Annotated in this window: 24 protein-coding genes; 17 read left to right on the forward strand and 7 right to left on the reverse strand. The window is 63.6% G+C overall.

Annotated elements, in window-relative coordinates:
* Positions 1-48 precede the first annotated feature (48 nt).
* Entirely contained in the window at positions 49-759 is a 711-nt protein-coding gene (locus DL237_RS00515) for a GntR family transcriptional regulator (protein ID WP_119397062.1), read from the forward strand.
* Complete coding sequence (locus tag DL237_RS00520) at positions 756-1,790, forward strand: histone deacetylase family protein (RefSeq protein WP_119397063.1); 1,035 nt, start codon at positions 756-758, stop codon at positions 1,788-1,790. Before DL237_RS00515 ends, DL237_RS00520 begins: the two co-directional genes overlap by 4 nt.
* 207 nt (positions 1,791-1,997) lie before the next feature.
* On the opposite strand, the gene DL237_RS00525 is transcribed toward DL237_RS00520, so the two are convergent.
* From DL237_RS00525 to DL237_RS00535, 3 genes are all read right to left on the reverse strand, one after another.
* The gene (locus DL237_RS00525; RefSeq protein WP_119397064.1) at positions 1,998-4,100 is read right to left on the reverse strand and encodes a TRAP transporter permease; all 2,103 of its coding nucleotides are present in this window, start codon (positions 4,098-4,100) and stop codon (positions 1,998-2,000) included.
* Positions 4,101-4,236: 136 nt separating this feature from the next.
* Entirely contained in the window at positions 4,237-5,244 is a 1,008-nt protein-coding gene (locus tag DL237_RS00530) for a TAXI family TRAP transporter solute-binding subunit (protein WP_119397065.1), read from the reverse strand.
* Positions 5,245-5,744: 500 nt separating this feature from the next.
* Positions 5,745-7,085, reverse strand: coding sequence for an aminotransferase-like domain-containing protein (locus tag DL237_RS00535; protein ID WP_119397066.1), 1,341 nt, complete (start codon positions 7,083-7,085; stop codon positions 5,745-5,747).
* A gap of 114 nt (positions 7,086-7,199) precedes the next feature.
* Here DL237_RS00535 and DL237_RS00540 point away from each other — a divergent pair, with 114 nt between their 5' ends.
* The 5 genes from DL237_RS00540 to DL237_RS00560 are packed head-to-tail and all read left to right on the forward strand — an operon-like array spanning position 7,200 to position 12,292.
* Positions 7,200-8,501, forward strand: coding sequence for a hydroxymethylglutaryl-CoA reductase, degradative (locus DL237_RS00540; protein ID WP_119397067.1), 1,302 nt, complete (start codon positions 7,200-7,202; stop codon positions 8,499-8,501).
* 24 nt (positions 8,502-8,525) lie between these two features.
* Positions 8,526-9,560 carry a TRAP transporter substrate-binding protein DctP gene (dctP, locus tag DL237_RS00545; protein ID WP_119397068.1) on the forward strand — a complete coding sequence of 345 codons (1,035 nt, stop codon included), beginning with the start codon at positions 8,526-8,528 and terminating at the stop codon, positions 9,558-9,560.
* A gap of 56 nt (positions 9,561-9,616) precedes the next feature.
* Positions 9,617-10,111 (forward strand): TRAP transporter small permease subunit, encoded by a 495-nt coding sequence (locus tag DL237_RS00550; RefSeq protein WP_119397069.1) that lies wholly within the window; start codon positions 9,617-9,619, stop codon positions 10,109-10,111.
* A complete protein-coding gene (locus DL237_RS00555) occupies positions 10,108-11,433 on the forward strand; it encodes a TRAP transporter large permease (RefSeq protein WP_233544810.1) in 1,326 nt (441 codons plus the stop codon). Before DL237_RS00550 ends, DL237_RS00555 begins: the two co-directional genes overlap by 4 nt.
* Before the next feature lie 4 nt (positions 11,434-11,437).
* Entirely contained in the window at positions 11,438-12,292 is an 855-nt protein-coding gene (locus DL237_RS00560) for a hydroxymethylglutaryl-CoA lyase (protein WP_119397071.1), read from the forward strand.
* A 195-nt stretch (positions 12,293-12,487) separates the two neighbouring features.
* Here DL237_RS00560 and DL237_RS00565 read toward each other — a convergent pair whose 3' ends face one another.
* Both DL237_RS00565 and DL237_RS00570 read right to left on the reverse strand, forming a co-directional pair.
* A complete protein-coding gene (locus DL237_RS00565; protein ID WP_149884248.1) occupies positions 12,488-13,012 on the reverse strand; it encodes an MAPEG family protein in 525 nt (174 codons plus the stop codon).
* A gap of 204 nt (positions 13,013-13,216) precedes the next feature.
* Positions 13,217-14,155 carry a DMT family transporter gene (locus tag DL237_RS00570; RefSeq protein ID WP_233544811.1) on the reverse strand — a complete coding sequence of 313 codons (939 nt, stop codon included), beginning with the start codon at positions 14,153-14,155 and terminating at the stop codon, positions 13,217-13,219.
* 128 nt (positions 14,156-14,283) lie between these two features.
* Here DL237_RS00570 and DL237_RS00575 point away from each other — a divergent pair, with 128 nt between their 5' ends.
* On the forward strand, positions 14,284-14,844 hold the full coding sequence (locus DL237_RS00575; RefSeq protein ID WP_119397073.1) for a bifunctional transcriptional activator/DNA repair enzyme AdaA: 561 nt from the start codon (positions 14,284-14,286) through the stop codon (positions 14,842-14,844).
* Between the two features lie 63 nt (positions 14,845-14,907).
* Here the strand turns inward: DL237_RS00575 and DL237_RS00580 are convergent, their stop codons facing one another.
* Positions 14,908-15,879, reverse strand: a complete 972-nt coding sequence (locus DL237_RS00580; protein ID WP_233544812.1) for a LysR family transcriptional regulator — start codon at positions 15,877-15,879, stop codon at positions 14,908-14,910.
* 101 nt (positions 15,880-15,980) lie between these two features.
* Between DL237_RS00580 and DL237_RS00585 the strand changes: the two genes are divergently transcribed.
* The 3 genes from DL237_RS00585 to DL237_RS00595 all read left to right on the forward strand — a co-directional run bounded on the left by DL237_RS00585 (position 15,981) and on the right by DL237_RS00595 (position 17,947).
* Positions 15,981-17,066, forward strand: coding sequence for an alpha/beta hydrolase (locus tag DL237_RS00585; protein WP_119397074.1), 1,086 nt, complete (start codon positions 15,981-15,983; stop codon positions 17,064-17,066).
* Between the two features lie 139 nt (positions 17,067-17,205).
* A complete protein-coding gene (locus DL237_RS00590) occupies positions 17,206-17,499 on the forward strand; it encodes a carboxymuconolactone decarboxylase family protein (protein ID WP_233544813.1) in 294 nt (97 codons plus the stop codon).
* Positions 17,500-17,551: 52 nt separating this feature from the next.
* Entirely contained in the window at positions 17,552-17,947 is a 396-nt protein-coding gene (locus tag DL237_RS00595) for a (R)-mandelonitrile lyase (RefSeq protein ID WP_119397075.1), read from the forward strand.
* Positions 17,948-18,088: 141 nt separating this feature from the next.
* Here the strand turns inward: DL237_RS00595 and DL237_RS00600 are convergent, their stop codons facing one another.
* On the reverse strand, positions 18,089-18,850 hold the full coding sequence (locus tag DL237_RS00600; RefSeq protein ID WP_233544814.1) for a DeoR/GlpR family DNA-binding transcription regulator: 762 nt from the start codon (positions 18,848-18,850) through the stop codon (positions 18,089-18,091).
* Between the two features lie 191 nt (positions 18,851-19,041).
* On the opposite strand from DL237_RS00600, the gene DL237_RS00605 reads away from it, so the two are divergent.
* Genes DL237_RS00605 through DL237_RS00630 form a run of 6 tightly spaced genes read left to right on the forward strand, consistent with a single transcriptional unit; the run spans position 19,042 to position 24,852 of the window.
* The gene (locus tag DL237_RS00605) at positions 19,042-20,013 is read left to right on the forward strand and encodes an ABC transporter substrate-binding protein (RefSeq protein WP_119397077.1); all 972 of its coding nucleotides are present in this window, start codon (positions 19,042-19,044) and stop codon (positions 20,011-20,013) included.
* Positions 20,010-21,716, forward strand: a complete 1,707-nt coding sequence (locus DL237_RS00610; RefSeq protein WP_119397078.1) for an ABC transporter permease — start codon at positions 20,010-20,012, stop codon at positions 21,714-21,716. Before DL237_RS00605 ends, DL237_RS00610 begins: the two co-directional genes overlap by 4 nt.
* Positions 21,704-22,780 carry an ABC transporter ATP-binding protein gene (locus tag DL237_RS00615; protein ID WP_119397079.1) on the forward strand — a complete coding sequence of 359 codons (1,077 nt, stop codon included), beginning with the start codon at positions 21,704-21,706 and terminating at the stop codon, positions 22,778-22,780. The genes DL237_RS00610 and DL237_RS00615 overlap by 13 nt, the downstream gene beginning before the upstream one ends.
* On the forward strand, positions 22,773-23,858 hold the full coding sequence (locus tag DL237_RS00620; protein ID WP_199671892.1) for an MBL fold metallo-hydrolase: 1,086 nt from the start codon (positions 22,773-22,775) through the stop codon (positions 23,856-23,858). The genes DL237_RS00615 and DL237_RS00620 overlap by 8 nt, the downstream gene beginning before the upstream one ends.
* Positions 23,846-24,418, forward strand: a complete 573-nt coding sequence (locus DL237_RS00625; RefSeq protein WP_158585569.1) for a histidine phosphatase family protein — start codon at positions 23,846-23,848, stop codon at positions 24,416-24,418. The genes DL237_RS00620 and DL237_RS00625 overlap by 13 nt, the downstream gene beginning before the upstream one ends.
* The gene (locus DL237_RS00630) at positions 24,406-24,852 is read left to right on the forward strand and encodes a phosphatase domain-containing protein (protein WP_119397080.1); all 447 of its coding nucleotides are present in this window, start codon (positions 24,406-24,408) and stop codon (positions 24,850-24,852) included. Before DL237_RS00625 ends, DL237_RS00630 begins: the two co-directional genes overlap by 13 nt.
* The last annotated feature ends 77 nt before the right edge of the window (positions 24,853-24,929 follow it).

Below are 24,929 nucleotides of genomic sequence, written 5' to 3' on the forward strand. Positions count from 1 at the left end.
AAACAACAGATAATCATACACGTGAGATGATCGAGATTTGGACGCAGTATGAACCGCGAAACCAGTGCCTTGTCTGAGGGCTATCCGTTTCTTCCGCTCAGCCGGAACGGGCTGGTCGATCGCGTCGCGCATTCCCTGGTCAGCGCGATTCTGTCGGGTGCCATACGCCCGGGCGAGCGGCTTGCCGAATCCCACATTGCCCGCCAGATGGACCTTTCGCGTGCCCCGGTGCGAGAGGCGCTGCGCCTGCTCGAAAGCTCGGGTCTGGTGGAATACCGCACGAACCGTGGCTTCTTCGTCCGGGTGAATTCCGCCCGTTCGATCGGCGACCTGTATGAGTTGCGCATCGTCATTGAAACCGCGGCGGTGCGGGCGCTGACACTGACCAATCCGGACGCCCTGCCCGGCCTGCGCGCCAAGGTGGATGAGCTTTATCAGCTGGCGGAAGCGGGCGCGGACATGATGTCCCATGTTTCGGTCGACATGCAGTTTCACCGGTTGATCTGCGAAGGCTCGGGAAATCAGCGTTTCCTGCAGGTGTTCGACCAGATCGCGAATGAAACCAAGCTGGGCCTGCTGGTGATCGGTCGCCTTTACGACGATCCGCACCGCATGGCCGAAACGCATGAACCTATTGTCGATGCCATTGCCGCGGGCGATGCCGATGCCGCCGCGGCCGCCATCGCCTATCACATCGGCGTGGCCAAGGATCTGGTGACCGAACATATCGGCAAGCAACAGGAGGCGGGCGAGACATGAAATGTTATTACGCTAAGGAGACAGAGGCGCACGATCCGGTGTTCCGCCTGTCTCTGGGCCAGATTGCCCGCAACGCGGAACAGGCCGAACGTGCCCGCCTTCTGCTGGCGGGGCTGGACCGTCTGGGATTGCCCGTCACGGCGCCTGCACCGGTTCCCCGCGAAATCCTCGGGCGGGTGCATACCCAGAACCTGCTGACCTTTCTCGAAACCGGCTGGGATGAATGGCAGACGCTTCCTGGCGCGGGACCAGAGGTGGTCCCGAACGTGCATGCGCTGAATTCCGAACGCACCTATCCCGCGCATATCGTCGGCAAGGCAGGCTGGCACATGGGCGATACCTCCGCTCCTCTTGCGCAGCACAGCTGGAAGGCCACCCTTGGGGCTGCCGCGGCGGCACACGCCGCAGCCGAGGCCGTACAGCAGGGCGACAGCGTTGCATACGCGCTTTGCCGTCCGCCCGGACACCACAGCTCTGCCGACGTGGTCGCGGGGCACTGCATGATCAACTGCGCGGCGGTGGCGGTCGAGACGTTGAAGCCGACACATCCGCGTATCGCCGTTCTCGACATCGACGTGCACCATGGCAACGGGACACAGGACATCTTCTACGAACGCGACGATGTTCTGTTCGTGTCCATTCACGCCACCCCCGAGACGTATTATCCGTTCTTTGTCGGGTATGCGCATGAAACGGGTCGCGGCGCTGGCGAGGGGTTCAACCTCAATATCCCGCTCAATCAGAGTACCGGCGATGATGGCTGGTGTGATGCGATCTCCGCCAGCCTTGAACGTATCGCCGCGTTCGGACCTGATGCGCTGGTCGTCAGCCTTGGCCTCGACGCGCATGAAAACGACCCGCTGAAAGGCCTGAAGGTGACGTTTGACGGGTTTCGGCGCGCGGGGAACATGATTGCCGCCGCCGGCTTTCCCACTGTTCTGGTGCAGGAAGGCGGCTATCTGTCGCCAGATCTGACGACCTCTCTGGTTGCCTATCTTGCGGGCCACGCCGGGATCGAAATCGCCCTCTGACGGCGTTTCCGCGCGCGGTTTCAAAGCCCTGAGCGGAGAGGAAGGCGTGCCTTGTGCGGGCTGCGATCCATGGCGCCGACTGCGCCACCGGTATCGCGTCACGCCCACGTGCCAAAGCAGGCCATCGACATCACCCGTTTCTTTTCGCCAAAGCAGCATCGGGGCCCGGTCACGGGCCCCGATGCCAGGATCAGGCGCGCGACAACGTCAGGCGCGCGACAACGGGCCGTCTGAGCCCGAGCGGTTGTTCGCCACCAATTGCCGGATTGCCGTGGGCAGGATCAGCGCGATCCCGATCAACGTGGCCGTCAGATCGGGTGCCACCAGCAGGATTGCCGCCAGTGCCAGGATGATCCGTTCGAACCAGTGCAGCGGCGCGAACAACCAATTCGACACGGCAGCGGACAACGCCCAGATGCCCAGGACCGCGCCGCCGAAGGCAAGGGCGAACGCCGACCAGGTAAATCCATCCGTCACCAGCAACAGCGCAGGCTGGAAGACGAAGATGAATGGCACCAGCGCCTTGCCCATGCTTAGACGAAAGGCGGTGTTGCCGGTCTTGAAGGCGTTGGATCCCGCGATCCCTGCCCCCGCATAGGCTGCCATGGCCACAGGTGGTGTCACATCCGCAAGGACACCGTAGTAGAAGACGAAGAAGTGCGCGACCAGAGGTTGAACTTGCAACAGCCCGAGGACCGGCGCGGCAACGGCGACCATGATGATGTAGTTCGCCGTCGTCGGAATGCCGCAGCCCATCAGGATGCAGACGATCGCCGTCAGCAGCAGAGTGAACAACAGCGTCAGGGTCTGCACGCCCATGATCTCGAACGGCAGGGCCGACAACAGCCCCGATACCGCGATTGCCCAGTCCGAAGCGACGCCCGTGACCATGTAGGCAATCTTGAACCCGACGCCCGTCAGGGTCACGATACCGATGACGACGCCTACCAGGGCGGCTGCGGCGGTGACCGCCAACGATTGCCGCGCGCCAAGGATGAAACCTTCCCAGACGCCGTGGATCGTACCCTTGATGCCGTCGATTATGCCCGACGCCATGACCTGTTGCAGCGCCAGCACCACGATGCAGGCCGTGATCGACCAGAATGCGGCAAAGAAGGGTGTGCGCCCAGACAGCAGAACGGCGACGAGGATCACCAGCGGCACAAGCGACAACCACCCCGCCTTGAGAACCTTCCAGACGTTTGGCAGTTCGGCTGCGGACAGGCCCCGCAGGCCAAGGCGACGGGCCTCAAGGTGAACCTGCACGAGAACGCCGAAGAAGTGCATGAAGGCCGGGACGAGCGCTGCGGTCAGGATCGTGGTCAGTGGCACGCCAAGGTATTCGATCATCAGAAAGGCCACCGCGCCCATGACTGGCGGCGTGATCTGGCCACCGGTCGAGGACGCAGCCTCGACCGCGGCGGCAAAGTGACGGGGATAGCCGATGCGGATCATCGCCGGGATGGTCAGCGATCCGGTCGTTACCGTATTGGCGATGGACGAACCCGAGATCGAGCCGAGCAGCGCCGAGGACACGACCGACACCTTTGCCGGTCCCCCCGCATAACGCCCGGCCAAGGCCGAGGCGAGGTCGATGAACAGCTGTCCCAGGCCGATGCGTGTTGCCATCACGCCAAACAGCACGAAGTGAAACACATAGGTCGCGATCACGCCAAGGGCGGTGCCGTAGATGCCCTGCGAGGTGAGGTACAGGTGGTTGACGATGTTCGACCAGCTTGCCCCCGGATGTACCAGGATGCCGGGCATGTGGCGCCCGAAATAGGCATAGGCGATGAACAACAGCGCGATCACCGGCAGCGGCCACCCCATTGAGCGACGCACAGCCTCGAGCAGCACCACGATCAGGATCGTGCCCATGATGATGTCGATGGGCAGCGGATTGCCCACCCGGAAGGCGAGATCCGCATAGATCCAGGGCACGTAAAACGCCGCGATGGCGCCGGAAATCATGAAGACCCAGTCGGTCAGAGGGAGGCCGAACGGCGCCAGTGCCGACGGCTTGGTTTCCTTGGCGCCAAAGGCGGAAAAGCTCAGAAACACCAGTGCCAGCGTCACGCCGAGGTGCAGGCCCCGGTGGGTGGTGGCCTGCGGGATGCCAAAGCCCGCCGTGTAATAGTGATAGCACGACAGCAGGAACAGAAGGATTGACGCGCCAATCGCCAGCGGCCGGGTCAGAACCCGGAAACGCAGCTCCGGGTCGAATTTTTCTTCCAGCGCCTGCAACTCATCGGCGCTCAGGCTCTTTACGTCTTCGCCTTGCTGCGGCGCGGGGGATCGGTCTTGTGTCATTGCTGTCTCCGGGATGACAATGTTCGGGGCAGGTGCAGGGCGGACAACAACCGACGGAGATGTCCGTGTCCCCCAATAAAAATTCGGGGCCGCGCCACAGCGCAGCCCCGTTCAGTTCATGTGTGATGCGTCGCGATCACTCGGACAGCAGGCCGGCTTCCTTGTAGAAGCGTTCGGCGCCCGGATGCAGGGGGATACCAACGCCGTCCAGCGCGGTATCGGCCGTGATCAGTTTGCCCTTGGCGTGGCCGGCATCCAGTTGCTTGCGGGTGTTTTCGTTCCACAACGCCTTGGTGATGCCATAGATCAGCTCTTCGGGCTGATCGGCCGAGGTGACCCATTGGGCGCCGACGGACAGCGTCTCGGTATCATCGCTGACGCCTTCGTAGGTACCGCCGGGAATGGTGTTCTTGGAGAAGAAGCCATAGTTTTCGCAGATCGACGGTGCCTCTTCGCAGGTGATCGGAACGATGGTCACATCGTACTGGCTTGCCAGCTCGGCGATCGCACCGGCGGGAAAGCCGCCGACGAAAAAGAACGCATCCATCGCGCCATCGCGCATCCGGTCCGCCGCCTGATCGGGCTTGAGGAATTCGGCCGTCACGTCGTCTTCGCCGAGGCCGTAACCATCAAGGATGATCCGTGCATCGACCAGCGTGCCCGACCCCGGTTCGTCCATCGAGACGCGCTTGCCCTTCAGGTCTGCAACCGAGGTGATGCCGGCATCGGCGCGGGCCACCAGGTGAATCGACTCAGGATAGAGGTTGGCAATCGCGCGCAGCTTTTCGACCGGCTCCTTGCCTTCCCAGATCCCGGTGCCGGTATAGGCCCAGGTTGCAACGTCGGATTGCGAAAAGCCCGACTCCAGCGTGCCACCGGCAATCGCGTTGATGTTTGCCACAGACCCGTTCGCCGACAGCGCCGAGGCAACCAGGCCGGGAACGCCGCAAGAGCCGCCCTCGTCACAGGCCCGCGATCCCGGCGGGCTGGAAATCGCATTCGCGAGGAGGCCACCGATCGGGTAGTAGGTGCCAGCGGTGCCGCCCGTACCGATGCGGAAAAAGGACATGTCCTGCGCACTGGCAGACCCTGTCGTCAGCGCGGCAGCAAGGGCGATTCCCGCCCAGAATGTCGTGTGTTTCATCGAATGATCTCCATCTTCGGTAACGTGCCTACAATACAGGCATTCTAATGGGGGATCAGTTCGTCTCACAAGGGGGGTAATCGCAACTTTCCACGCCCTCAACTGCGCCGGGCCACTACACTTGCTGCGTGCCGCCACCCGACAATGTGCGCGGGCGCATCGCTCCGAACGACCGCGAGGTGACAGTGAACCCGGGATAGGCGGCGATTGCCCACCCACATCAAATGACCGACCAGCCCACGCGGCGCTTTGCGCCAGCTTTATCCGGTCGAGAGTCTCGTTTTGTCCCCGACCGTGCCACCGATTTTGGCGACCCTTCTTGGTGATCATTGCAGATCTCGTAATACCCTTGAGATCATGCGCACATGCGTTGCGAGAGATGTCAGGCCGACCCAAGGCCCCTGCCCCATTTGCGCAGGTCGTCCTCGGGTGTGCATTGCCATCTGCCCGCGATCTCGTGAGCGCGGTTGGCCGGACGGACCTTGCAGTCGATCCGGCGATCAGCGCAATCCTTTCAGGAAAGAAAAGAAACGGCTGTCGTTCGCGCGGCTCCAGTTGATCCTCAGACCCGGCAGACTGTCATCCTCACCGGCTCTGAACAGCGTGCCCGGCGCGAGAAAGATACCATGGCCCGCTGCGACATGCGCGACCTCCAGATCCTTTGTGCCCTCCGGTAGACGGACCCAGCCGTACAGCCCCCCTGCGGGTGGCGCAAACAACTCATATCCCAGGGTGTCCAGCTTGGTGATGGCTGTCGTGCGCTCCCTCTCCAGTCGTCGCGCCAGACCGTTGCGCACCTTTTCATAGCGACGTGTGCGGATGATCTGGGCGATCAGGCGCTCGGTATAACTGGAACTGTTCACGACGAGGATCATCTTCAATTCGGCCAGGCTGTCTGCAATTCCGGCATTGGCAATGATAAACCCCGAGCGCAGCGAAGGTGACAGGATCTTGCTGTAGGTGCCGATCTGGATGACTCGGCTGAACTGATCAAGTTGCGCCAGACGGATGCCCTGCACCCCCGGCAGATCAATGAACGGGTCGTCGTCGATGATCAGCATATCCTGCTGCGCCGCAACCTTGAGGATCGCGTGCGCAGTGGGCAGATCGATAGAACACCCTGTCGGGTTCTGCGCCAGCGACTGGGTAAAGAAGATGCGCGCGTTGTGCTGAACCGCCAGATTGGCCAGCGCCTCGGGATCGGGCCCGCGCGGTGTCCTTGGCACCCCGACGAAATTGACACCGGCCAGTGTCAGCTTGGCAAACAACGGGTAGTATCCCGGATCGTCCACCAACACGGTATCGCCGGGCCGGGTGAAACGCCGCAACACCAGATCCAGCGCATGGTTGGCCCCAAAGGTCGTGACGACCTGCGCGGGAGAAACCTCTATTCCGCCCGCAATCTGACCCGCCGCGATACATTCGCGCAGCGCCATCAACCCGTGCGGTGCCCCATAGCCGACCTCTTCACTGGTCAATGTCACCGCAGGTGCACTGGTCAGCAACCACGATCCCGGCGGGCGTCCATCGCCCACCAGCACGGTATATGGCCGGTCCAACTGGGCATGAAGCAGGCTGATATTGTCGCTTGCCTCCCTCAGGTTGACCGGCTCGGCACTTGCCGCCACGCGCCGCGACACATAGAAACCCGCCCCTTGTCGCGATGTCGCCAGACCATGTGCGACCAGCCTGTCATAAGCGGTCACCACGATGTTCTTGGAGGCGTCGAAATGCGCCGCGGCGCTGCGAATGGACATCAGCTTGACGCCCTCTGCCAGGTCACCCGCTTCGATCCGCTGGCGCAGGGCATGAAAAATCCGGTCTGTCTTTGTCTGTACCATAAGCAGGTGTACCCTAATTTTGGCAGGTACAGTACAGAGACATTTTCCTGAACTGTACCAATACAAATCCGTTTTGCTCCTCGATAACTCCGCCAATACGTAGGAGGAGCGTTCATGAGCAGGCCAATCATAGAGACCCCCGACACCAATTCCCGGATCGAGGGGATGCGCGACATGGATCCGGCCACACGGCGCCGTACGGTCACCAGCTGCGCCGGTCTGGATCAATCCGATGATGGCCTGTTGTCGGGACAGGGTGCCCTGCCGATCGAAATGGCGAACGGCATGATCGAAAACGTGATCGGCACATTCGAATTGCCCCTCGGGGTCGCGACCAACTTCACCGTCAATGGGCGTGATTATCTGGTCCCGATGGCGGTGGAGGAGCCTTCGGTCGTCGCAGCGGCCTCCTACATGGCGCGGATCGCGCGGGCCGGCGGTGGTTTCACCGCCAGCAGCACGCTGCCCATCATGCGCGCCCAGATCCAGGTTGTCAGCCTCGGCGATCCCTTCGGTGCCCGTGCACGCCTTCTGTCGCAACGCCAGGCCCTGATCGAAATGGCAAATTCCCGCGATACCGTGCTGGTGGACCTGGGGGGCGGCTGCAAGGATATCGAGATCGAGGTCTTCGCGACCTCGCCCATCGGTCCGATGGTCGTCTTGCACCTGATGGTCGATGTGCGCGATGCAATGGGCGCGAATACCGTCAACTCCATGGCTGAAATGCTGGCGCCCAAGGTCGAGGAGATCAGCGGCGGCAAGGTGCGCCTGCGCATCCTGTCCAACCTTGCAGATCGCCGCCTTGTCACCGCCAGCGTGCGCATACCTGCCGACGCCCTGACCACCAAGACTCTGGCCGGTGCCGACGTCGCACAGGGCATGGTCGAGGCCTGCGCGCTTGCGCTGGTCGATCCCTACCGGGCGGCCACCCACAACAAGGGTATCATGAACGGCATTGACCCGGTCGTCGTCGCCACCGGCAATGACTGGCGCGCAATCGAGGCGGGGGCACATGCCTATGCCGCGCGTTCGGGGCGCTATACCTCGCTGACGACATGGGAAATTGCGGCTGACGGCGCGCTGGTCGGTACGCTGGAAATGCCGATGGCCCTTGGAATTGTCGGCGGGGCCACACGCACGCATCCGGCCGCCCAGGCGGCGCTCCGCCTGATGCAGATGACCTCGGCTCAGCAGCTGGGCGAAGTGACGGCAGCCGTGGGACTGGCCCAGAACATGGCCGCCCTGCGCGCCCTTTCGACCGAAGGGATTCAGCGCGGACACATGGCCTTGCACGCCAGAAACATCGCAATTACCGCTGGCGCAGCCGGCGCAGAGATCGACCGGGTCGCCAAGGCCCTGGTCGCTGCGGGCGACGTCAGTGTCGCACACGCGAAAAAGGTGCTGGAGGGCGCCTGAACTTCACATAAGGGAGGATACAATATGACTATGTCCAAACGGCGCGCGTTCCTGCGCCTTGGGGCGGCGGCCCTAGCTGCGCCCGCGCTTCTGACGGCCGGAAAGGCCAGCGCTGCCGGCGCCACGAAATGGCGCATGCAGGCCCTCTGGGGCGGTGGCACCACGCCGATGAAATACGAGGAGATGTTTTGCGCGCGCGTCGCCGAGCTTACCGGCGGGTCGCTGGAAATCACCCCCTTCGCGGGTGGCCAGATCGTGCCCTCGGCGCAGGCCTTCGACGCTGTGCGCGGCGGCGCGTTCCAGATGATGAAGACCTTCGATGGCTATACCGCCGGCAAGATCCCCGCGCATGGCTTTTCGTCCACCGTGCCCTTCGGTTTCCCCGATCCCGACCAATACGAGGCATGGTTCTACGAACGTGGCGGGCTGGAGATGGCACGCGAAAGCTATGCCCCCGCGGGTCTGACCTACGTCGCGCCCACGGTCTATGGCCAGGAACCGATGCATTCGACCGTACCGATCCGCAAGATTGCAGACCTGAACGGGCTGAAGGGGCGTTTCGTGGGCCTTGCGGCGGCTGTCATGGGTGATTTCGGCGTTGCCGTCTCTCCCCTGCCGACCTCCGAGGTCTATTCCGCCCTCGACAAGGGGCTGATCGAGGTTGCCGACCGGGGCGATATCAAGGCCAACTACGAAGAAGGTCTGCAAGAGGTCGCGAAATACCTGATCCTGCCCGGCGTCCATCAGCCCACAACGGCAACCTCCTATGTCGCCAATACGCGGGCCTATGACGCGCTGGATGATCAGCAAAAGGCCGCCCTCGCCGTCGCTGCACGCGAGATTTCCGGCAGCCTGCGCCAGAACATCATCGTATCGGACGGTGAATACCTCAAGAAATACCAGGACGCGGGCGTCGAGATCATCGATCTTGATACGGCGGATATTGCCGAGGCCCGCAATCAGGCCGTGGAATCTTGGAAGAAGGCTGCAACAGACGATCTGTCGACCCGCATGATGGAGTCCCAGATCGCCCTGATGCAAGAATTGCGCCTTCTCTGAATCCCCAAAAGACGCCGCACCTTGCGGGGCGCGGCGTCCTACCTGCGGAGCGTTCCATGATCTTCCTGTGCCGGCGCATCACAGCGCTCAACCGTTTGCTGTTCACCGCAGCGAAATGGCTGGTCTATGCCATCGTCCTGATGATGCTGTGGGAGGTGCTGTCACGCTACCTCCTCAACAGCCCGACGTCCTGGGCGCCCGAGCTGGCCACCCTGACCTTTGGCCCCTATTTCCTGCTCGGCGGCCCCTACCTGCTGCACCTCGGCGGGCATGTCGCCGTTGACGTCATTTCGGAAAAGGCGACGGGCGGATTCGCCGTCGCGCTGAAATTTGTCGGCCTGGCCCTTGCCGCCGTCACCGGCGCGATCCTGCTGTGGTTCAGCCTGCCTCTTGTCTGGCAATCCTTCAGCTATGGGGAAACCAGCTATTCCGCGTTCAACCCGGTGATCTGGCCCGCAAAGGCGTTTCTGCCGCTTGCCGCATTGCTGCTGCTGCTCCAGGCGCTGGCCGATGTCGGACTGACCGTCTCTTCCCGAAAGGAAGGTGCATGATGGAAAGCACCCTGACCCTTGCCTTCATGTTCCTTTCCCTCATCGTCTTCATGCTCAGTGGGGCAGGCCTGGCCTTCGTGCTGGGCGCCATCGCCTTCATCTCGACCATCCTGCTCTGGGGGCCGGCCGCGCTCATCGTTGCGGTGCTGAACACGTTCGAGACGATGACATCGGAATCCCTGATGGCTATTCCGCTCTATGTGCTGATGGCTTCGATCTTGCAGAAATCCGCGATCATCGATGCGCTTTACGACGCCATGGAGACATGGTTCTCCGGCGTCAACGGCGGGCTGGCGGTCGGCACGATTGCCATCTGCACCCTGCTTGCCGCGATGACGGGCGTTGTTGGCGCTGCCGTGGCCGCGATGGGTATCCTCGCCCTGCCCGCCATGCTGTCGCGTGGCTACTATCCGCCCCTGGCCCTCGGGGCGATCTGCGCTGGCGGCACGCTCGGCATCCTCATCCCGCCGTCCGTCGTCACGATCGTCTACGCCATCACTGCGCAGATCTCGATCGGCAAGATGTTTGCCGCCGGTATCGTACCGGGCATCATCCTGGCCTCGGCCTATATTCTCTATATCCTGGTGCGGACCTGGCTGAATCCCGACCTGGCCCCGAAACCGGACCAAACTGTGCGGATCCCCCTGCGCGTCAAGCTGGCCAAGCTCAAGAGCCTGATCTTGCCTGCCTTCGTCGTGATCGGCGTTCTCGGCTCGATCTACGCTGGCATCGCCACCCCGACCGAGGCTGCGGCCGTCGGTGTGCTCGGTGCCGCGATCTCGGCCATCGTCACCCGGCGCCTGTCGCCCGCGATGCTCTCCGAGGCCGCAACAGACACCCTGCGCGTCACCGCGATGATCCTTTGGATCACCATCGGCGCACGGGCCTTCATCTCGGTCTTCGTGGCCACGGGGGGCGCGGATTCCCTGCTCGGCTTTGTCGAAAATCTTGAGGCATCCCGGTGGCTGATCCTCGGGGTCATGGTGCTGGTGCTGGTGTTCCTCGGTCTGTTCCTGGATGAGATCGGGATCATCCTGCTTTGCGTCCCGGTGTTCCTGCCAATCATCATCGCGCTGGATTTCGACCCGCTTTGGTTCGGCGTCCTGTTCATGATCACGGCGCAGATGGCCTATATCACGCCGCCTTTCGGCTATACCTTGTTCTACCTGAAGGGGGTGCTTCCCGAAGGGATCGGGATCGGCCAGGTCTATCGTGGCGTCGTGCCCTTCTTCCTGATCCAGGTCCTGGTGCTGATCCTGTTCGCGATCTTTCCGGGTCTTGTCACCTGGCTGCCCGAAGCCCTGAACACCAATGCACGGTAATCCCATGTCCGACACCATCACGGTTTTCGAGGTCGGCCCCCGCGACGGTTTGCAAAGCCTTGGGGTGCAGGTTGCAACTGCGACGAAAATCGCCCTGATCGACGCGCTCGCCCGGGCCGGCTTGCGCAAGATCGAGGCGACCAGCTTTGTCAGCCCGCGCTGGGTGCCCCAGATGGCGGATGCAGGCGACGTGATGGCCGGGATCAATCGCCAGCAGGGTGTCACCTATGCCGCCCTGACCCCGAATGAACGCGGCCTTGACCTCGCACTGGCCGCAGGCTGTGATGAAATCGCGATCTTCGCCTCCGCCTCCGAAGGGTTCAGTCACGCCAACCTGAACTGTTCGATCGAGGAAAGCTTTGCCCGTTTCGCCCCGGTGATGCAGCGCAGTGCCGAAGCAGGTCTGCCGGTGCGCGGCTATCTCTCCGCGGTGATCGCCTGCCCCTACGATGGGCCGACGCCGCCCGCGCAGGTGCACCGCTGGGCGGAAAGACTGCTTGAGATCGGCTGTTACGAGGTTTCCCTGGGCGACACCATCGGCGCCGGCACGCCGGATACGCTCGGCAACGTACTGAAACCGCTCCTGCACGACATTCCGGCAGATCGATTGGCGGGACACTTTCATGACACCAATGGATTGGCCGGTGATTTGGTCGTGCGCGCGCTCGACCTCGGTCTGCGCACCTTCGACGCCTCCGTCGGCGGTCTGGGTGGTTGCCCATACGCGCCCGGCGCACCCGGCAACATAGATACCCGCAAGGTGCTGGAATGCGCGGCCGCGCTGGGGTTCTCTCATGGTGTGGATCTTGCTCTGCTGGGCGACGCCGAACAAATAGCGATGTCCATCGCGGCACGGTGATGACACGTCGCGCATCGCGTGACGGCGTGTCGCCGCTTGGACAGACCAAGGACGACACCCGCGGCTTTTGCCAGTGGCAGACGCGATGCCCTGCATCAAGCAACAGGTTCACTGACATGGCCGATGCACGCGCTGCCCGATACCCCCGGGCCGCCGCAGGATTTCAAATGTGCCAGACCTTACGGCTTGCACCCTCTACCGCAGGAACGAGGATAGCATCAGGATGATCGCCACGAACAAACCCGACATCGTCGGATAGAATGTGAGCGCAAATCCAAAGGCCCGATGCCGCGCGGGTCGTCCGATGCCCATGGCAAATCCGATCCGACCGACCACGAAGGCAAGCGAAAAGAGCGGCAGAACCCCGATCCAGTCGGCTGACAGCCCGAATGCCAGGGCGGGATAGACCATCGCGGCAAGCAGCGCCTGCTCGACCGTGTTGCTCAAATAGGCATGGGCCCGGGCCAGCCTGATATCGTCGGGTGGGTTCTGCCCATCGATTGCAGTGTCGTGCAGAAAGCGATGCCGTGCGACAAAGCCGACACCTGCCGCCAGCGCACTCCCCGGGCCGAGCAACGCACCGCCGAGAATCCACAGACGCCCGCCGACGCCTGCATCCTGCGCCGGAATGCCCCATGCGACGACCCAGAGAGCAACCACGCTGACGCAGGCATACGCCATTCCGGTTGCAACGCCGCGTTGTTCATCACTCAGCCCCATCTGCATCTCGTCGGTCCGTGTCGGTTGAACGTGTCGCTCCAGCCTGCTCTTCAATGTGTGCGGTTGCAACAGCGCCAGACATGTGCCCCGAATCCTGGCATTGCCGCCGAAATCTCGCCACGGTTCAGCGTCGAAATTCGGCCTGACGTTCGCCCTGTTGCAGGGCCATCTTTCAGGCGACCCAGTTCAATCCGATGGGGCGTGTCATTGGCCAGCCGCGCCGTCACCTCGTTCTGCTCTGCGCCCTGCCGCAACACGATCCAAGACGCGTCCGTCAATCGCCAACAGGCCGATGCTGATCAGAAGCATTCCGAAATAGTGGCGCCGCGCCAGATCCTCCCCCAGTACGAACGTGCCCAGCAAGATCGCGCTGACCGGCACCAGAAGCGTGACCAGACCAACATTTACCGCCCCGGCAGACGCAAGAATGCGGAAAAAGATGACATAGGCCAGGGCCGTTGAAACGATGGCCAGCGCAAGGATCGCCACAATCACTGGCGTACCAGGCATTGGCAGCTTCCAGGGCTGGTCAATGATCGATACGATCGGCGCCATCATCAGGGTGGTCGCGCTCAGCTGCCCGAATGCAACTTGCGTGGCCGTCAGCTGCATCGCCTTGAACCTGCGCCCGTAGACGCTGGCGAAACCATATGACAGCGCCGCCCCGAGACACGCCAGTATTCCCAGCGATGCGATGCTGGCTCCGCCAAGCAGATCGCCGCCAAGCAAGACGATCACACCCAGGAAACCGAACAGGATTCCGACCGCCTTGTTCGCCGCCATACGTTCATCCATCAGCAGGAAATGCGCCACGATGATGGAAAAGATCGGTGTCGATGCGTTCAGGATCGAGGCCAGACCACTTGGGATCATCGTCTGCGCCCAGAACAACAGGCTGAATGGCATCAGGTTGTTCAGTAACCCCATGACAAAGAACGGCAGCAGGACACCCCTGGCAAAGGGCCACCGTTCTGCGCGCAGCCACAGGATCAGGGCGAGGGTCAGCGCGGCCAATCCGGCCCGCAGGCCGACGATGGTCAGCGGCGGAAGCTGCTGAATGGCCACGCCCACGAAAAAGAACGAACCTCCCCACAACAGGGACAACAGAAAAAGGAACGACCAGTCCCGTGGTGTCATGCGCATCCGATATATCCAAATTGCGGTTGTATGCCCCGACAGCTACAGCCTCGCCCGCCCGGGCACTCGCCCTTTTCGGACCTCATCATCTGTCCATGCTCGCAAAAATGCGATTTCGTCCCTAATCTTCCGACATGCTTGATTTCGACACATGCAACGAAGCACGACTGAGGCGCGATCCGGCGTTTGACGGAAAGTTCTTCACGGCCGTTCGCACCACGATGATCTACTGTCGCCCCGTTTGCCCGGTAAAGCACCCGCTGACCAGGAACGTCAGCTATTTTGCCACTGCGGCGGCCGCAGAACAGGCCGGATATCGCCCCTGCCTGCGGTGCCGCCCGGAAACGGCGCCGTTCTGCGCGGCATGGAAAGGAACGCAGACCACGGTAGAGCGCGCCCTGAAGCTGATCGAAGATGGCGCGCTGGACACCGGCTCTGTCGGCGCGCTGGCGGATCGTCTGGGGGTCGGCGCACGGCACCTGTCGCGCCTCTTCGCGGAACATGTCGGCGCCTCGCCCCTTCAGACCGCGCAAACGCTGCGCATCGGGCGGGCAAAACGCCTTCTGGACGAAACGACGCTGCCGATCACCGACATTGCGTTCAGATCGGGTTTCGGCAGCGTCAGACGCTTCAACACGGTGTTTCAGACCCTCTATGGCCGCCCGCCCTCCTCGATCCGCAGGCCGAAACGATGAAAAGGCGCGGTGAATGCGATGGGCGGCAAGGTGACAATCGCCGCGCAGATGCATGAGTGAAAATCATGCTCTTTGGGCTTTCAAACGGTCGATCAGAAGCCGCAGCGCCGAGCTGAGGTTGCGCCGTCCCATGTAGCACAGGTGGTAGCCGTCAAAGGGCGGGCAGAACGGCGACAGCACCCGTCGCATACGGCCGCTCTCCAGGTCGGCGCGAACTTCGGGCAGCGGCAGATAGCCGATCCCGTGCCCGGCCCGCACCGCCTCCAGCACCAGGCCCGGATCATTCAGGATGAACGGACCTGACAGCTTCTTGACCACGTCATCCGCGTCGATCTCGAACTCCCAGTCATAGGTGGGGCCATCGGAACGGTGGCGCATCATGATGCAATCATGGGCATCCAGATCGTCCGGGTGCTCGGGCGTGCCACGCCGCGCAAGATAGGCGGGGCTGGCTACGGCGGCCATTTCCAGCTGCGGTCCGACCGGCACGGCGATCATGTCCGGACTGAGATGTTCCCCCAGGCGGATGGCACAGTCGAACCGATCCTCGGCAAGGTCCGAAAGCCGCCCTTCGCTGCTGATCTCGATCCGCACGTCGGGATAATCACGCACCAGTTGCGATGCCACCGGCCACAGGATGTCGCGCGTGGCGGGCGCACTGGACGTCACCCGCACCAGGCCCGAGGGCCGTTCGCCCAACGTGCGGATTTCCTCGATACGATTGCCAAGCTGCTGAAAGCTGGGGCGCAGCGCCGCCAACAGCTGTTCGCCCGCATCGGTGGCCGTGACCTTGCGGGCGCTTCGGTTGAGCAGGCGGACACCGATCTTGTCCTCCAGCCGCCGGATCGTGTGGCTGACGGCGGACTGCGACACACCCAACCTGTGGCCCGCACGCGTGAAATTACCTTCTTCGGTAACGGCAAGTAGGGTCGAGAGATCGCCCAGCAATTCGCGGTCCATGGTGTCGCCTCCTTCGATCCCGGTTTTCTGGGGCAATCCGCCACGCAAGGCAAAGGAAAAAACGTCGACAAGCATGAATCGGATTCATGGCAAGCATAAGATGGGGCCGCCTTTTCCGGTGCCGGGTGCCGCTCCAGATTGCAAGGCAGAACAGACACCCGAAAGGAGGGACTGACATGTCCACCGCGAACACCCCGACCGATCCCGAAAATCCTGCCCGTCGCAACCTGCTGATTGCATCCGGCACGGGCGCCGCCGCGCTTGCCATCGCGTCCCTGAGTGCTGAGGCCACGCTCGCCCAAGCGACTGCCAACTGGGACAAGACCTTTCCCGAGAGCGACCGCGTCGACCATCGAAAGGTCAGCTTTACCAACCGCTACGGCATTGCCCTTGTCGGTGACTTTTACCTGCCGAAAGATCGCGGTGACGCGCCGCTGCCGGCACTGGCCGTCGCGGGCCCCTTCGGCGCGGTAAAGGAACAGGCGGCGGGACTCTATGCCCAGGAAATGGCCGAACGCGGCTTTGCCACCCTGGCCTTCGACCCCTCCTATATCGGGGAAAGCGGCGGTATGCCCCGCTATGTTGCCTCGCCTGATATCAATACCGAAGATTTCATGGCCGCGGTCGACTTCCTCGGGCTGAATGCCGCGGTCGACCGCACGCGTATCGGCTTGATCGGCATCTGCGGCTTTGGCGGCATGGCACTGAATGCAACGGCCCCGGACAAGCGGGTCAAGGCCGTCGCCGTGACCTCCATGTACGACATGAGCCGCGTCAACGCGCAGGGCTACTATGATGCGATGACCGACGAACAGCGCGCCGAAACCCTGGCGGCGATGAGCCTTCAGAGGTGGGAGGATGCCGCCTCGGATGACGCCCCCAAACTGGCGGGCGGGCTGCCCGACACGCTGGACGGCATCGATGACCCGGTGATCACCATGTACCACGGCTATTACAAGACGGACCGTGGCTATCACTCGCGTTCGCTGAACTCGAACGGTGGCTGGAACGTGACGTCGCCCATGTCCTTCATGAACATGCCGCTGCTGACCTACATAGACGAGATTTCGCCCCGCCCGGCCCTTCTCATCGCCGGTTCCGATGCGCATTCCCGCTATCTGAGCGAAGACGCCTATGCCGCAGCGGCCGAACCGAAGGAACTGATGATCATCGACGGCGCGGATCACTGCGATCTTTATGATCAAAAGGACATCATCCCCTTCGACCGCCTGCAATCCTTCTTTGAGGGCCACCTCGCCTAAGCCTCCTCGCCTAGGCTGCTTGGCCACTCCAGGACACAGGGGACGACTCGATGAAAACCAAATTCGTTGCATCCGCCCTTGCCCTCGCGACCTCCGCCGACTCGGCGCAGGGGGGGGCGCGCGGACACTTCCCGACGCCGTGGCGACAGTGGCGCCGGCTCTCGGGGCCTATGCCGTCAATGACCTCTGCGGCACCGTCCGGACCGACGCCGCACTGTCGCTGCGCGACCGCGCGCCGGTGACATTCGCAGCACTTGTCACGCGTCACGAAGCAGACTCCGTCGGCCGTCATGCCGCGCTTGCACTCGACGCGGGCGTGACCCCGGCGGAACTGTCGGAAACCATCCCCCATCTTGCCTTCGATGCCTGTTGGCCCAGGGTGTTCTCGGCGATGCCCGTCGCGCGTCAGGTCTTCGAAAGCCGTGCAAATTGAAATCCCGAGGCGGGGCCGATGTGCCCCGTCGCCATATGAATGGAAAGACTAGATGAAGATCACCAGAAGCGGCAGCACGCCATCCACCCCCGGTCCCGACGATTACTTCACCGGCACCGTGCGGATCGATCCGATGTTCCAGGCCGACCTGCCGGGGCGCACCAGCGCCGCCCACGTCACCTTCGAACCCGGGGCCCGCACCGCATGGCATACGCATCCGGCGGGACAGGCCATCATCATCACGTTCGGTCGCGGTCGTGTTCAACGCGATGGCGGCCCGATCGAGGAGGTCACCGCCGGCGATGTGGTCTTTTTCCCGGCCGGGGAAAAGCACTGGCATGGCGCCGGACCTGAGACCGCCATGTCGCATATCGCGGTCCAGGAGAGCATCGACGGCACGCCCGTCACCTGGCTGGAGAAGGTTGCAGACGCGGATTATACCGGCTGATCTCGATTGAGCGCCGCATGTGGCGCGACAACAGCCCAACACCCGGGGACCTGTCACAGGCCCCCGGTTCTGCGTCGCATTCACACTGATTTAAGGGGCCTGTCTTGCGCCGCCCAGGTTTCGATCTGCCGCAGGCCGCGACTAGACCTCGATGAAATCACAGCCGCTTTCCTCGCCGGCGGCCTTCAGACCCTGTGACAACGGGCCTCCGCAAATTGTTCGTTCCAGGTCATGCACCCGGCCCCAGCGGTGTGGCGCCGTTCGGCCGATCTTGGCGTGATCGATCACCAGTGTGCGTTCTCTTGCGCAGGCGGAAATCGCCTGGCGCGCGCGGATCTCGTCCAGATTGAAATCCAGCAGGTCTCCGGTCTCGGACACGCCTCCGACGGAAAAGACGGCGTGATCAAAGCGCAGCCCGTCGAAAAACTCGCGGCTTTCCGCGCCAATCAGATCGAGATCGCGCAAGCGCACCTTGCCCCCTGCCAACAGGATGGTGATGTCCTCGGCCATGCGCAGCGCCAGAACCACGTGGATGTTGTTGGTGGCGACCGTCAGGCCTTCGTGCCCGACCAGGGCGCGCGCCACGGCTTCGACCGTGGTGCCGGTTCCCAGGGCGACCGTGGCGCCGTTCGGAATCATGCCGGCGACCGCGGCGGCAATCCTGTTCTTTTCCTGCCGGGACACGGCCAGGCGCGGCTGATAGTCGATGTTCTCTCCCGCGGCGAGGCTGGCCCCGCCGTGACGGCGCTTGACGATATGCGAGTCGTCCAGCGCGCGCAGGTCGGATCTCAGCGTCTGGACCGTCACCCCCAACATCTCGGACAAGGCCGATGCAGAGAGCTCTCCGTAACTGGACAGCAGGTTGACGATCCGGTCACGACGTCGCGCGGCTTCGCTGGGCATGATTTTCGCTCGAACCTAGTTGCTCCGCCTCAAAACTACATCGGGTCCTCCGCAAACTCAACAAAATCGCCGGAAAATAAAAATATCCCCTTGTTGTAGAACTGTCATGTGAAGCCGCTACCAAGCCTCCAAGAGAGACGAATCGAGATTCTGATCTTTCGAACGAAAATGCACCTTAGCAGGAGACTCCGATGTCCCGTTCCCTTCTGGCCGCTACCCTCGCCCTGACGCTTCCGACCCTGGCGGGCGCCGAAACCCTGACGCTCTATACGTCGCAACCCAACGAGGATGCGCAGCAGACCGTGGATGCGTTCATCGCCGCCAACCCCGGAATCGAGGTCGATTGGGTGCGCGATGGCACGACCAAGCTGATGGCACGTCTGACCGCCGAGATCGAGGCCGGTCAACCGCAGGCCGATGTGCTGCTGATCGCAGACACCGTCACCCTCGAAGGTCTGGCGCAGGCGGGTCAGCTGGCCGCCTATGCCTCGCCCGAGGAAGCGGCCTACGACCCCTCGCTCTACAGCGCGGACGGGTACTATCATTCGACCAAATTGATCACCACGGGCATCGTCTACAACACCGGCGCAGACGCCGTGCCGACCTCCTGGGCCGATCTTGCCAAGCCCGAGATGGCGAACCTCGTCGCCATGCCGTCGCCGCTCTATTCCGGCGCCGCCCTGATCCACCTCGCGACGCTGACCGAAACCGATGGCCTGGGCTGGGAGTATTACAAGGCCCTCGCAGACAACAACACGCGCGCCGAAGGCGGCAACGGCGGCACCTTCAAGGCCGTCGCATCGGGTGAAAAACCCTATGGTGTGCTGGTCGACTACATGGCGGTGCGCGCCAAGGCCGAAGGCTCGCCCGTCGACTTCGTCTTCCCGACCGAGGGCGTGTCCTACGTGACCGAACCCGTCGCGATCATGGCAGGCACCAGGCACATGGATGCCGCCGAAAAGTTCGTCGATTTCGTCCTCAGCGAAAAGGGACAGGATCTCGTGGTCGACATGGGCTATATCCCCGCGCGCAACGGCGTGGCCAGCCCCGAGGGGTTCCCGGCACGTGACGACATCAAGCTGATGGCCTTCGACCCCGCCAAGGCACTGGCAGACACCGACACCAACAAGGCCCGCTTTGCAGAGGTGTTCGGCGTCCAATGAAAACGCCCGCTTTCGCCAAGGGTGGCAGCCGGTCCCTGGACCGGCTGTTGCCGCTTATCCTGCTGCCGGTGGCGCTGATCGCGCTCGGCCCTGTCGTGCGCCTGTTGCTTGAGGGGATCGGGTTTGGCGACGGCCTGACCTCGGCGCATCTGGCGACGGTTCTGTCGCGGCCCTCGACCGGCACCGCCCTGCTGCACTCCCTGATCACCGCCGGCGGCGGGACGGTCCTGTCGGTCCTGATCGGCGCCAGCTTTGCTTTTCTGGTCGCGCTGACGGATATCCGGGGCAAGGGGGCGCTGGTGTTCTGCCTGATGGTCCCGATGATGATCCCGCCGCAGATCACGGCGCTGGCCTGGATGCAGATGGCCGGTCCGTCCTCGACCTTGCTGAAGGTGTTGGGGCTTGCGCCGCCCCTTGGCAGCCCGCAACCCTTGCATTCGCCCGGTGGCATCATCCTGTTGCTGGGCATTCAGCACGCGTCGCTGGTGTTCCTGACCCTGCGGGCCGGCCTGCGCATGATCCCCGCCGATCTGGTCGAGGCCGCACGCATGTCCGGCGCCGGGTCGCTGCGCGTCTGGGCGCAAACCGTGCTGCCATTGTCGATGCCTTCGCTGATTGCCGGCGGTGCGATGGCCTTTGTCACTGCCCTGGGCAATTTCGGAATTCTCGCCATGCTGGGCATACCGGCAGGCTACGCGACGCTGCCGACGCTGATCTACCAGCGCCTTGTCGGCATGGGCCCGTCTGTCCTGCCCGAGGTTGCGGTGCTGTCGCTGCTGATCGGGGCCGTTGCAATCCTGGGTATCCTGGTCAGCCGTTATGTTCTGTCGCGCAAGGGGTTCGGGCTGGTCGGCCTGTCCGGCAACCCCCTGGCATTGTCGCTCGGGCGGGGACGCGGGGCGGTGGAAATCCTGCTCTGGGGCTTCATCTTCGTGATCCTCGGCCTGCCGTTGTTCGCCCTTCTGGCGACCTCGCTCATCCCGGCCTACGGCGTACCACTGACCTTTGCCTCCGCCACCTTCGATGCGTGGAAAGAGGTGCTTTTCATTCAGCCCGGCACGCGGCGCGCCTATGGCAACTCGCTGATGCTCGCGACCTCCGCGGCGGCGATCCTGCTGGTGATCAGCCTGCCGCTGGCCTGGCTGATGGAGCGTCGCGCCAACCGTCTCAGCCGTCTTCTGGATGCGCTGATCGACCTGCCCTATGCCCTGCCGGGCGTTGTCCTGTCGATCGCCTGCATCCTGACCTTTCTGAACCTGCCCTTCACCGACATGACGCTGTACGGCACGATCTGGATCATCCTGCTGGCCTACCTGGCGCGATTTTTCGTGGTGATGCTGCGCCCGATCCAGGCCAGCATCGCGCAGCTGGATCCGGCGATGGAGGAGGCCGCGGCCAGTGTCGGCGCGCGCCTGTCGCGGCGTCTGCGCGATATCGTTCTGCCGCTCGCGGCCCCGTCTGCGGCCGCCGGGGCGATCCTGGTTTTCCTGACGGCGGTCAATGAACTGACCGTGTCGGCGCTGCTCTGGTCCTCCGGCACCGAAACGCTGGGCGTCGTCATCTACAACCTCGAAGACAGCGGCGAAACCGTCATGGCCTCGGCCCTGGCGATGTCCATCGTGCTTCTCATCGTCATGCTCATGGGGCTGGTTCAGGCCGGGGCAAAGCGTTTTCCAAAAGGTGTCATCCCATGGCAGAGCTGAGCTTTTCCAACCTCTCCAAGCAGTTCGACGGTGTTGCCGCGCTGGACAGCATCAATGCGCAGATCACGTCGGGGGAATTCGTCGCGCTGCTGGGGCCGTCGGGCTGTGGCAAGACGACGTTGCTGCGCCTGACGGCGGGCTTTGAACACCCAAGCGCGGGCGAGATCCAGATCGGCGGTCACACGGTGGCCGGTGCGGGCCAGTTCGTCCCGCCGGAGGATCGCGGCGTCGGCATCGTCTTTCAATCCTACGCGCTTTGGCCGCACAAGAGCGTTTACGCAAACGTCGCCTACCCGCTTGAGGTGCGCCGCGTGCCACGCGCCGAACGTCAGGCGCGCGTGGCCGAGGCGCTGTCCCTGACGGGCCTCAGCGACCTGGCGCAACGGATGCCGTCGCAATTGTCCGGCGGTCAGCGCCAGCGCGTCGCCCTGGCCCGTTGCCTGGTGTTCGACCCGCGCGCCGTTCTTCTGGACGAACCGCTTGCCAACCTCGACCTCGCTCTGCGCGCCTCGATGCAGGAGGTGTTCTCGATGTTCCACCGCCGCACGGGCGCCACCATGCTCTACGTCACCCATGATCAGGGCGAGGCGCTTGCCCTGGCCGACCGGGTTGCGGTGATGGCGGCGGGCAGGATCCGGCAATTCGCCGCGCCCGAGGTGTTGTACCGCGAACCCGTGGATTGCTTTGTCGCGGGGTTTGTCGGGGACGGTGCCGTGGTCTCGGCCCGCTGCACCGGACAGACCGACGGGGCCCGGCTGGTGCTGAATGTCCTTGGGCAGGAGGTCCTGTCGCGCAGCGCCACGCCCGAGCCGAGCCACGTCAGCATCCGCCCCGAGTCGATTGCGATCAGCGAAGATGCGCCGTTGCGCGCGCGCGTGACCGGCTGCACCTACCTCGGCGGGCAATTCCGCCTGACGTTGGACACCGCCGGCGAAACCCTTGTCGCCTTCGCCCGCCAGCGCGCCCGCATCGGCGAAACCGTCGGCATCAGGCTTCAGGATCTCTGGGCGTTCCGCGATCCTGGCGGCGTGATCACGATGCAGCGGGCGCTGGCCCATGCCTGACAACAGCCATCGGACCGCCCCCTGGATCGAGGTTCTGTCGGGGCTTGGTGAAAAGGGCCCGGCCTGCATCCGTCTGTGGACGGGTCAGGCCCTGTGGGTGCTGGACGTGGGCGTCGGGCCAGAAGCCACCTCGCCCTTCAACCCCGCCTGGATCGAGGGCGCGCAGCGCGTGTTCATCACCCATGATCATATCGACCACATCGGCGGTGCCGCCCATGCGGTCACCGCCGGCTTGCCGATCCATTGCACCGCCCAGACCGCCCGCGCGCTGCCGCCCGGCAGCAACGTCGTGGCCTTGCCTGAAAATGGCCGCAGCGTCATCGACGGCGTCCGTGTGACCACGGGGCGCAATGGCCATGCGTTGGGCGGCGTCTGGCTTCATTTCGATCTCGGGGACGGCCTGTTCTTTTCCGGTGACTGGTCCGAGGAAAGCACCTGGTTCGCCTTTGATCCGCCGCCCCGTGCAAAGACGGCATTGATCGATTCCTCCTACCACCTTGATGACATCGCCCAGTCACAGCGCATCTTGGCGCTCGATCAGATGCTCCTTGCACATCAGGATCGGCAGATCCTGTTTCCGGTGCCGCCCTCGGGCCGCGCTGGCGAACTGGCGCTGCACCTGATGCGGCACGGCGCGGTCAGCCTCGACGACAGTTGCCGCAGGGCGGTTGACCGAGCACTGCACAGCGGCAGCCTCAGCAGCGCGGCACAGCTGCTTGCGCCGCTGCTGGATCGCGGCTTTGACCCGGACGCACGCTTTCTGCTCTGCGACACGCCGAACGCGGATGCCGGCATGGCGGCCCAATTGGTGCGCGACTGGCATGACGATGGCCGGCTGGGACGGCAGGCGATGGTGCTGTTCACGGGGCATATGACGGCCCATGCGCGGGTCATCGCAGCCGAAGGCGGGCAATTTCTGCGCTGGAACGTCCATCCCCCGCTGTCGGATCAGATCGCGATGGTGCGCCGTCTGGATGCACACCGCTACGCGCCGCTGTTTTGCTCCCAACCCGAGGATTACCTGCTCGAACCGCGCTTTCAGGCGGATCTCGTGCTGAACGAAAGGTGCCTGTTGTGACGCTGCGCGCCCGGCCCTTCGTGCTGATCCGCCATGGCCAGACGGATGCCAACCGCGACCATCTTGTCGCGGGCCGCACCGAGGCACAGTTGACACAGGTGGGCCGCCGCGCCGCGCAGGCGCTGTCGGGTTGGGAATGGCCCGCCGATACGATGCTATTCGTCAGTCCCCAGCAGCGGGCGCGCGAAACGGCCCGCCTGGCCTTTCCGCATCACAGCCCGGTTCTGCTCGAGGGGTTGCGCGAACGTGATTGGGGGCTTCTGGAAGGCCGCCCGGTGTCCCAGCTCCTGCCGCGCGATCAGACGCCCGAGCAGGGAGAGGCCTGGCCAGACATGATCGGTCGGGTTTGCGCCGCGATTGCGGTCGCGCAGGATGCCGCGGCCGGTCGCCTGCCTGTCTGCGTCGCCCATTCGGGCGTCATCAGGGCCGCGCGCCACCTGACCGGCGGGGCCGCCGACGGTCCCTCGCCCGCAAACACCACCCCCTACCTGTTTTCCCCCACCCCCGAGGGCTGGCGTGAAACCCTGCTGGAACAGAAAGACACCCGATGGATTGCGTGATTTTCGATATCGATGGCACCTTGGCCGAATTTGACGCTGATCGTCTGGGCCATCTGGTGCATGGCGCGGTCAAGCACTGGCAAATCTTTCACGAAGAGATGGCCTCCGCCGCGCTGATCGCCCCCGTCGCACGGCTGTTGCACACGCTCAGGGCGCAGGGCAATGCGGTCGTGTTGTGTTCAGGGCGCCCCGATGGGTGGCGGTCCCATACCGCGAAATGGCTCGAACAAATGGAAATTCCCTATGACGCGCTCTATCTGCGCCGCCGCGACGAAGATGGCGCCAGCGATCCGGAGGTAAAGCGCAGCGCGCTCGACCGGATACGCGCCGACGGGTATCAGCCCTGGCTTGTCGTCGATGACAGAAGCGCCGTCGTCGCCTTCTGGCGCGAGGCCGGACTGACCTGCCTGCAATGCGCCGCGGGGGATTTCTGACCCCGGCACGTGCCGCCCCTTGGCCCCGCCCCTCACGCCGCAAAGACGCTCTGCCTCCTGAAGGGAACGGAGGCCGG

Source organism: Pseudooceanicola sediminis (assembly GCF_003575965.1).
GTDB classification, from domain to species: Bacteria; Pseudomonadota; Alphaproteobacteria; order Rhodobacterales; family Rhodobacteraceae; genus Pseudooceanicola; species Pseudooceanicola sediminis.

Coding starts and splice junctions, on each gene's coding strand:
- DL237_RS00595 (WP_119397075.1), top strand. CDS start 17,552: ATGAAGATCACCAGAAGCGGCAGCACGCCATCCACCCCCGGTCCCGAC.
- DL237_RS00520 (WP_119397063.1), top strand. CDS start 756: ATGAAATGTTATTACGCTAAGGAGACAGAGGCGCACGATCCGGTGTTC.
- DL237_RS00530 (WP_119397065.1), bottom strand. CDS start 5,244: ATGAAACACACGACATTCTGGGCGGGAATCGCCCTTGCTGCCGCGCTG.
- DL237_RS00570 (WP_233544811.1), bottom strand. CDS start 14,155: ATGCGCATGACACCACGGGACTGGTCGTTCCTTTTTCTGTTGTCCCTG.
- DL237_RS00585 (WP_119397074.1), top strand. CDS start 15,981: ATGTCCACCGCGAACACCCCGACCGATCCCGAAAATCCTGCCCGTCGC.
- DL237_RS00615 (WP_119397079.1), top strand. CDS start 21,704: ATGGCAGAGCTGAGCTTTTCCAACCTCTCCAAGCAGTTCGACGGTGTT.
- DL237_RS00580 (WP_233544812.1), bottom strand. CDS start 15,879: ATGCTTGTCGACGTTTTTTCCTTTGCCTTGCGTGGCGGATTGCCCCAG.
- DL237_RS00525 (WP_119397064.1), bottom strand. CDS start 4,100: ATGACACAAGACCGATCCCCCGCGCCGCAGCAAGGCGAAGACGTAAAG.
- DL237_RS00610 (WP_119397078.1), top strand. CDS start 20,010: ATGAAAACGCCCGCTTTCGCCAAGGGTGGCAGCCGGTCCCTGGACCGG.
- DL237_RS00515 (WP_119397062.1), top strand. CDS start 49: ATGAACCGCGAAACCAGTGCCTTGTCTGAGGGCTATCCGTTTCTTCCG.
- dctP (WP_119397068.1), top strand. CDS start 8,526: ATGACTATGTCCAAACGGCGCGCGTTCCTGCGCCTTGGGGCGGCGGCC.
- DL237_RS00620 (WP_199671892.1), top strand. CDS start 22,773: ATGCCTGACAACAGCCATCGGACCGCCCCCTGGATCGAGGTTCTGTCG.
- DL237_RS00575 (WP_119397073.1), top strand. CDS start 14,284: ATGCTTGATTTCGACACATGCAACGAAGCACGACTGAGGCGCGATCCG.
- DL237_RS00605 (WP_119397077.1), top strand. CDS start 19,042: ATGTCCCGTTCCCTTCTGGCCGCTACCCTCGCCCTGACGCTTCCGACC.
- DL237_RS00630 (WP_119397080.1), top strand. CDS start 24,406: ATGGATTGCGTGATTTTCGATATCGATGGCACCTTGGCCGAATTTGAC.
- DL237_RS00565 (WP_149884248.1), bottom strand. CDS start 13,012: ATGGGGCTGAGTGATGAACAACGCGGCGTTGCAACCGGAATGGCGTAT.
- DL237_RS00600 (WP_233544814.1), bottom strand. CDS start 18,850: ATGCCCAGCGAAGCCGCGCGACGTCGTGACCGGATCGTCAACCTGCTG.
- DL237_RS00540 (WP_119397067.1), top strand. CDS start 7,200: ATGAGCAGGCCAATCATAGAGACCCCCGACACCAATTCCCGGATCGAG.
- DL237_RS00535 (WP_119397066.1), bottom strand. CDS start 7,085: ATGGTACAGACAAAGACAGACCGGATTTTTCATGCCCTGCGCCAGCGG.
- DL237_RS00555 (WP_233544810.1), top strand. CDS start 10,108: ATGATGGAAAGCACCCTGACCCTTGCCTTCATGTTCCTTTCCCTCATC.
- DL237_RS00550 (WP_119397069.1), top strand. CDS start 9,617: ATGATCTTCCTGTGCCGGCGCATCACAGCGCTCAACCGTTTGCTGTTC.
- DL237_RS00560 (WP_119397071.1), top strand. CDS start 11,438: ATGTCCGACACCATCACGGTTTTCGAGGTCGGCCCCCGCGACGGTTTG.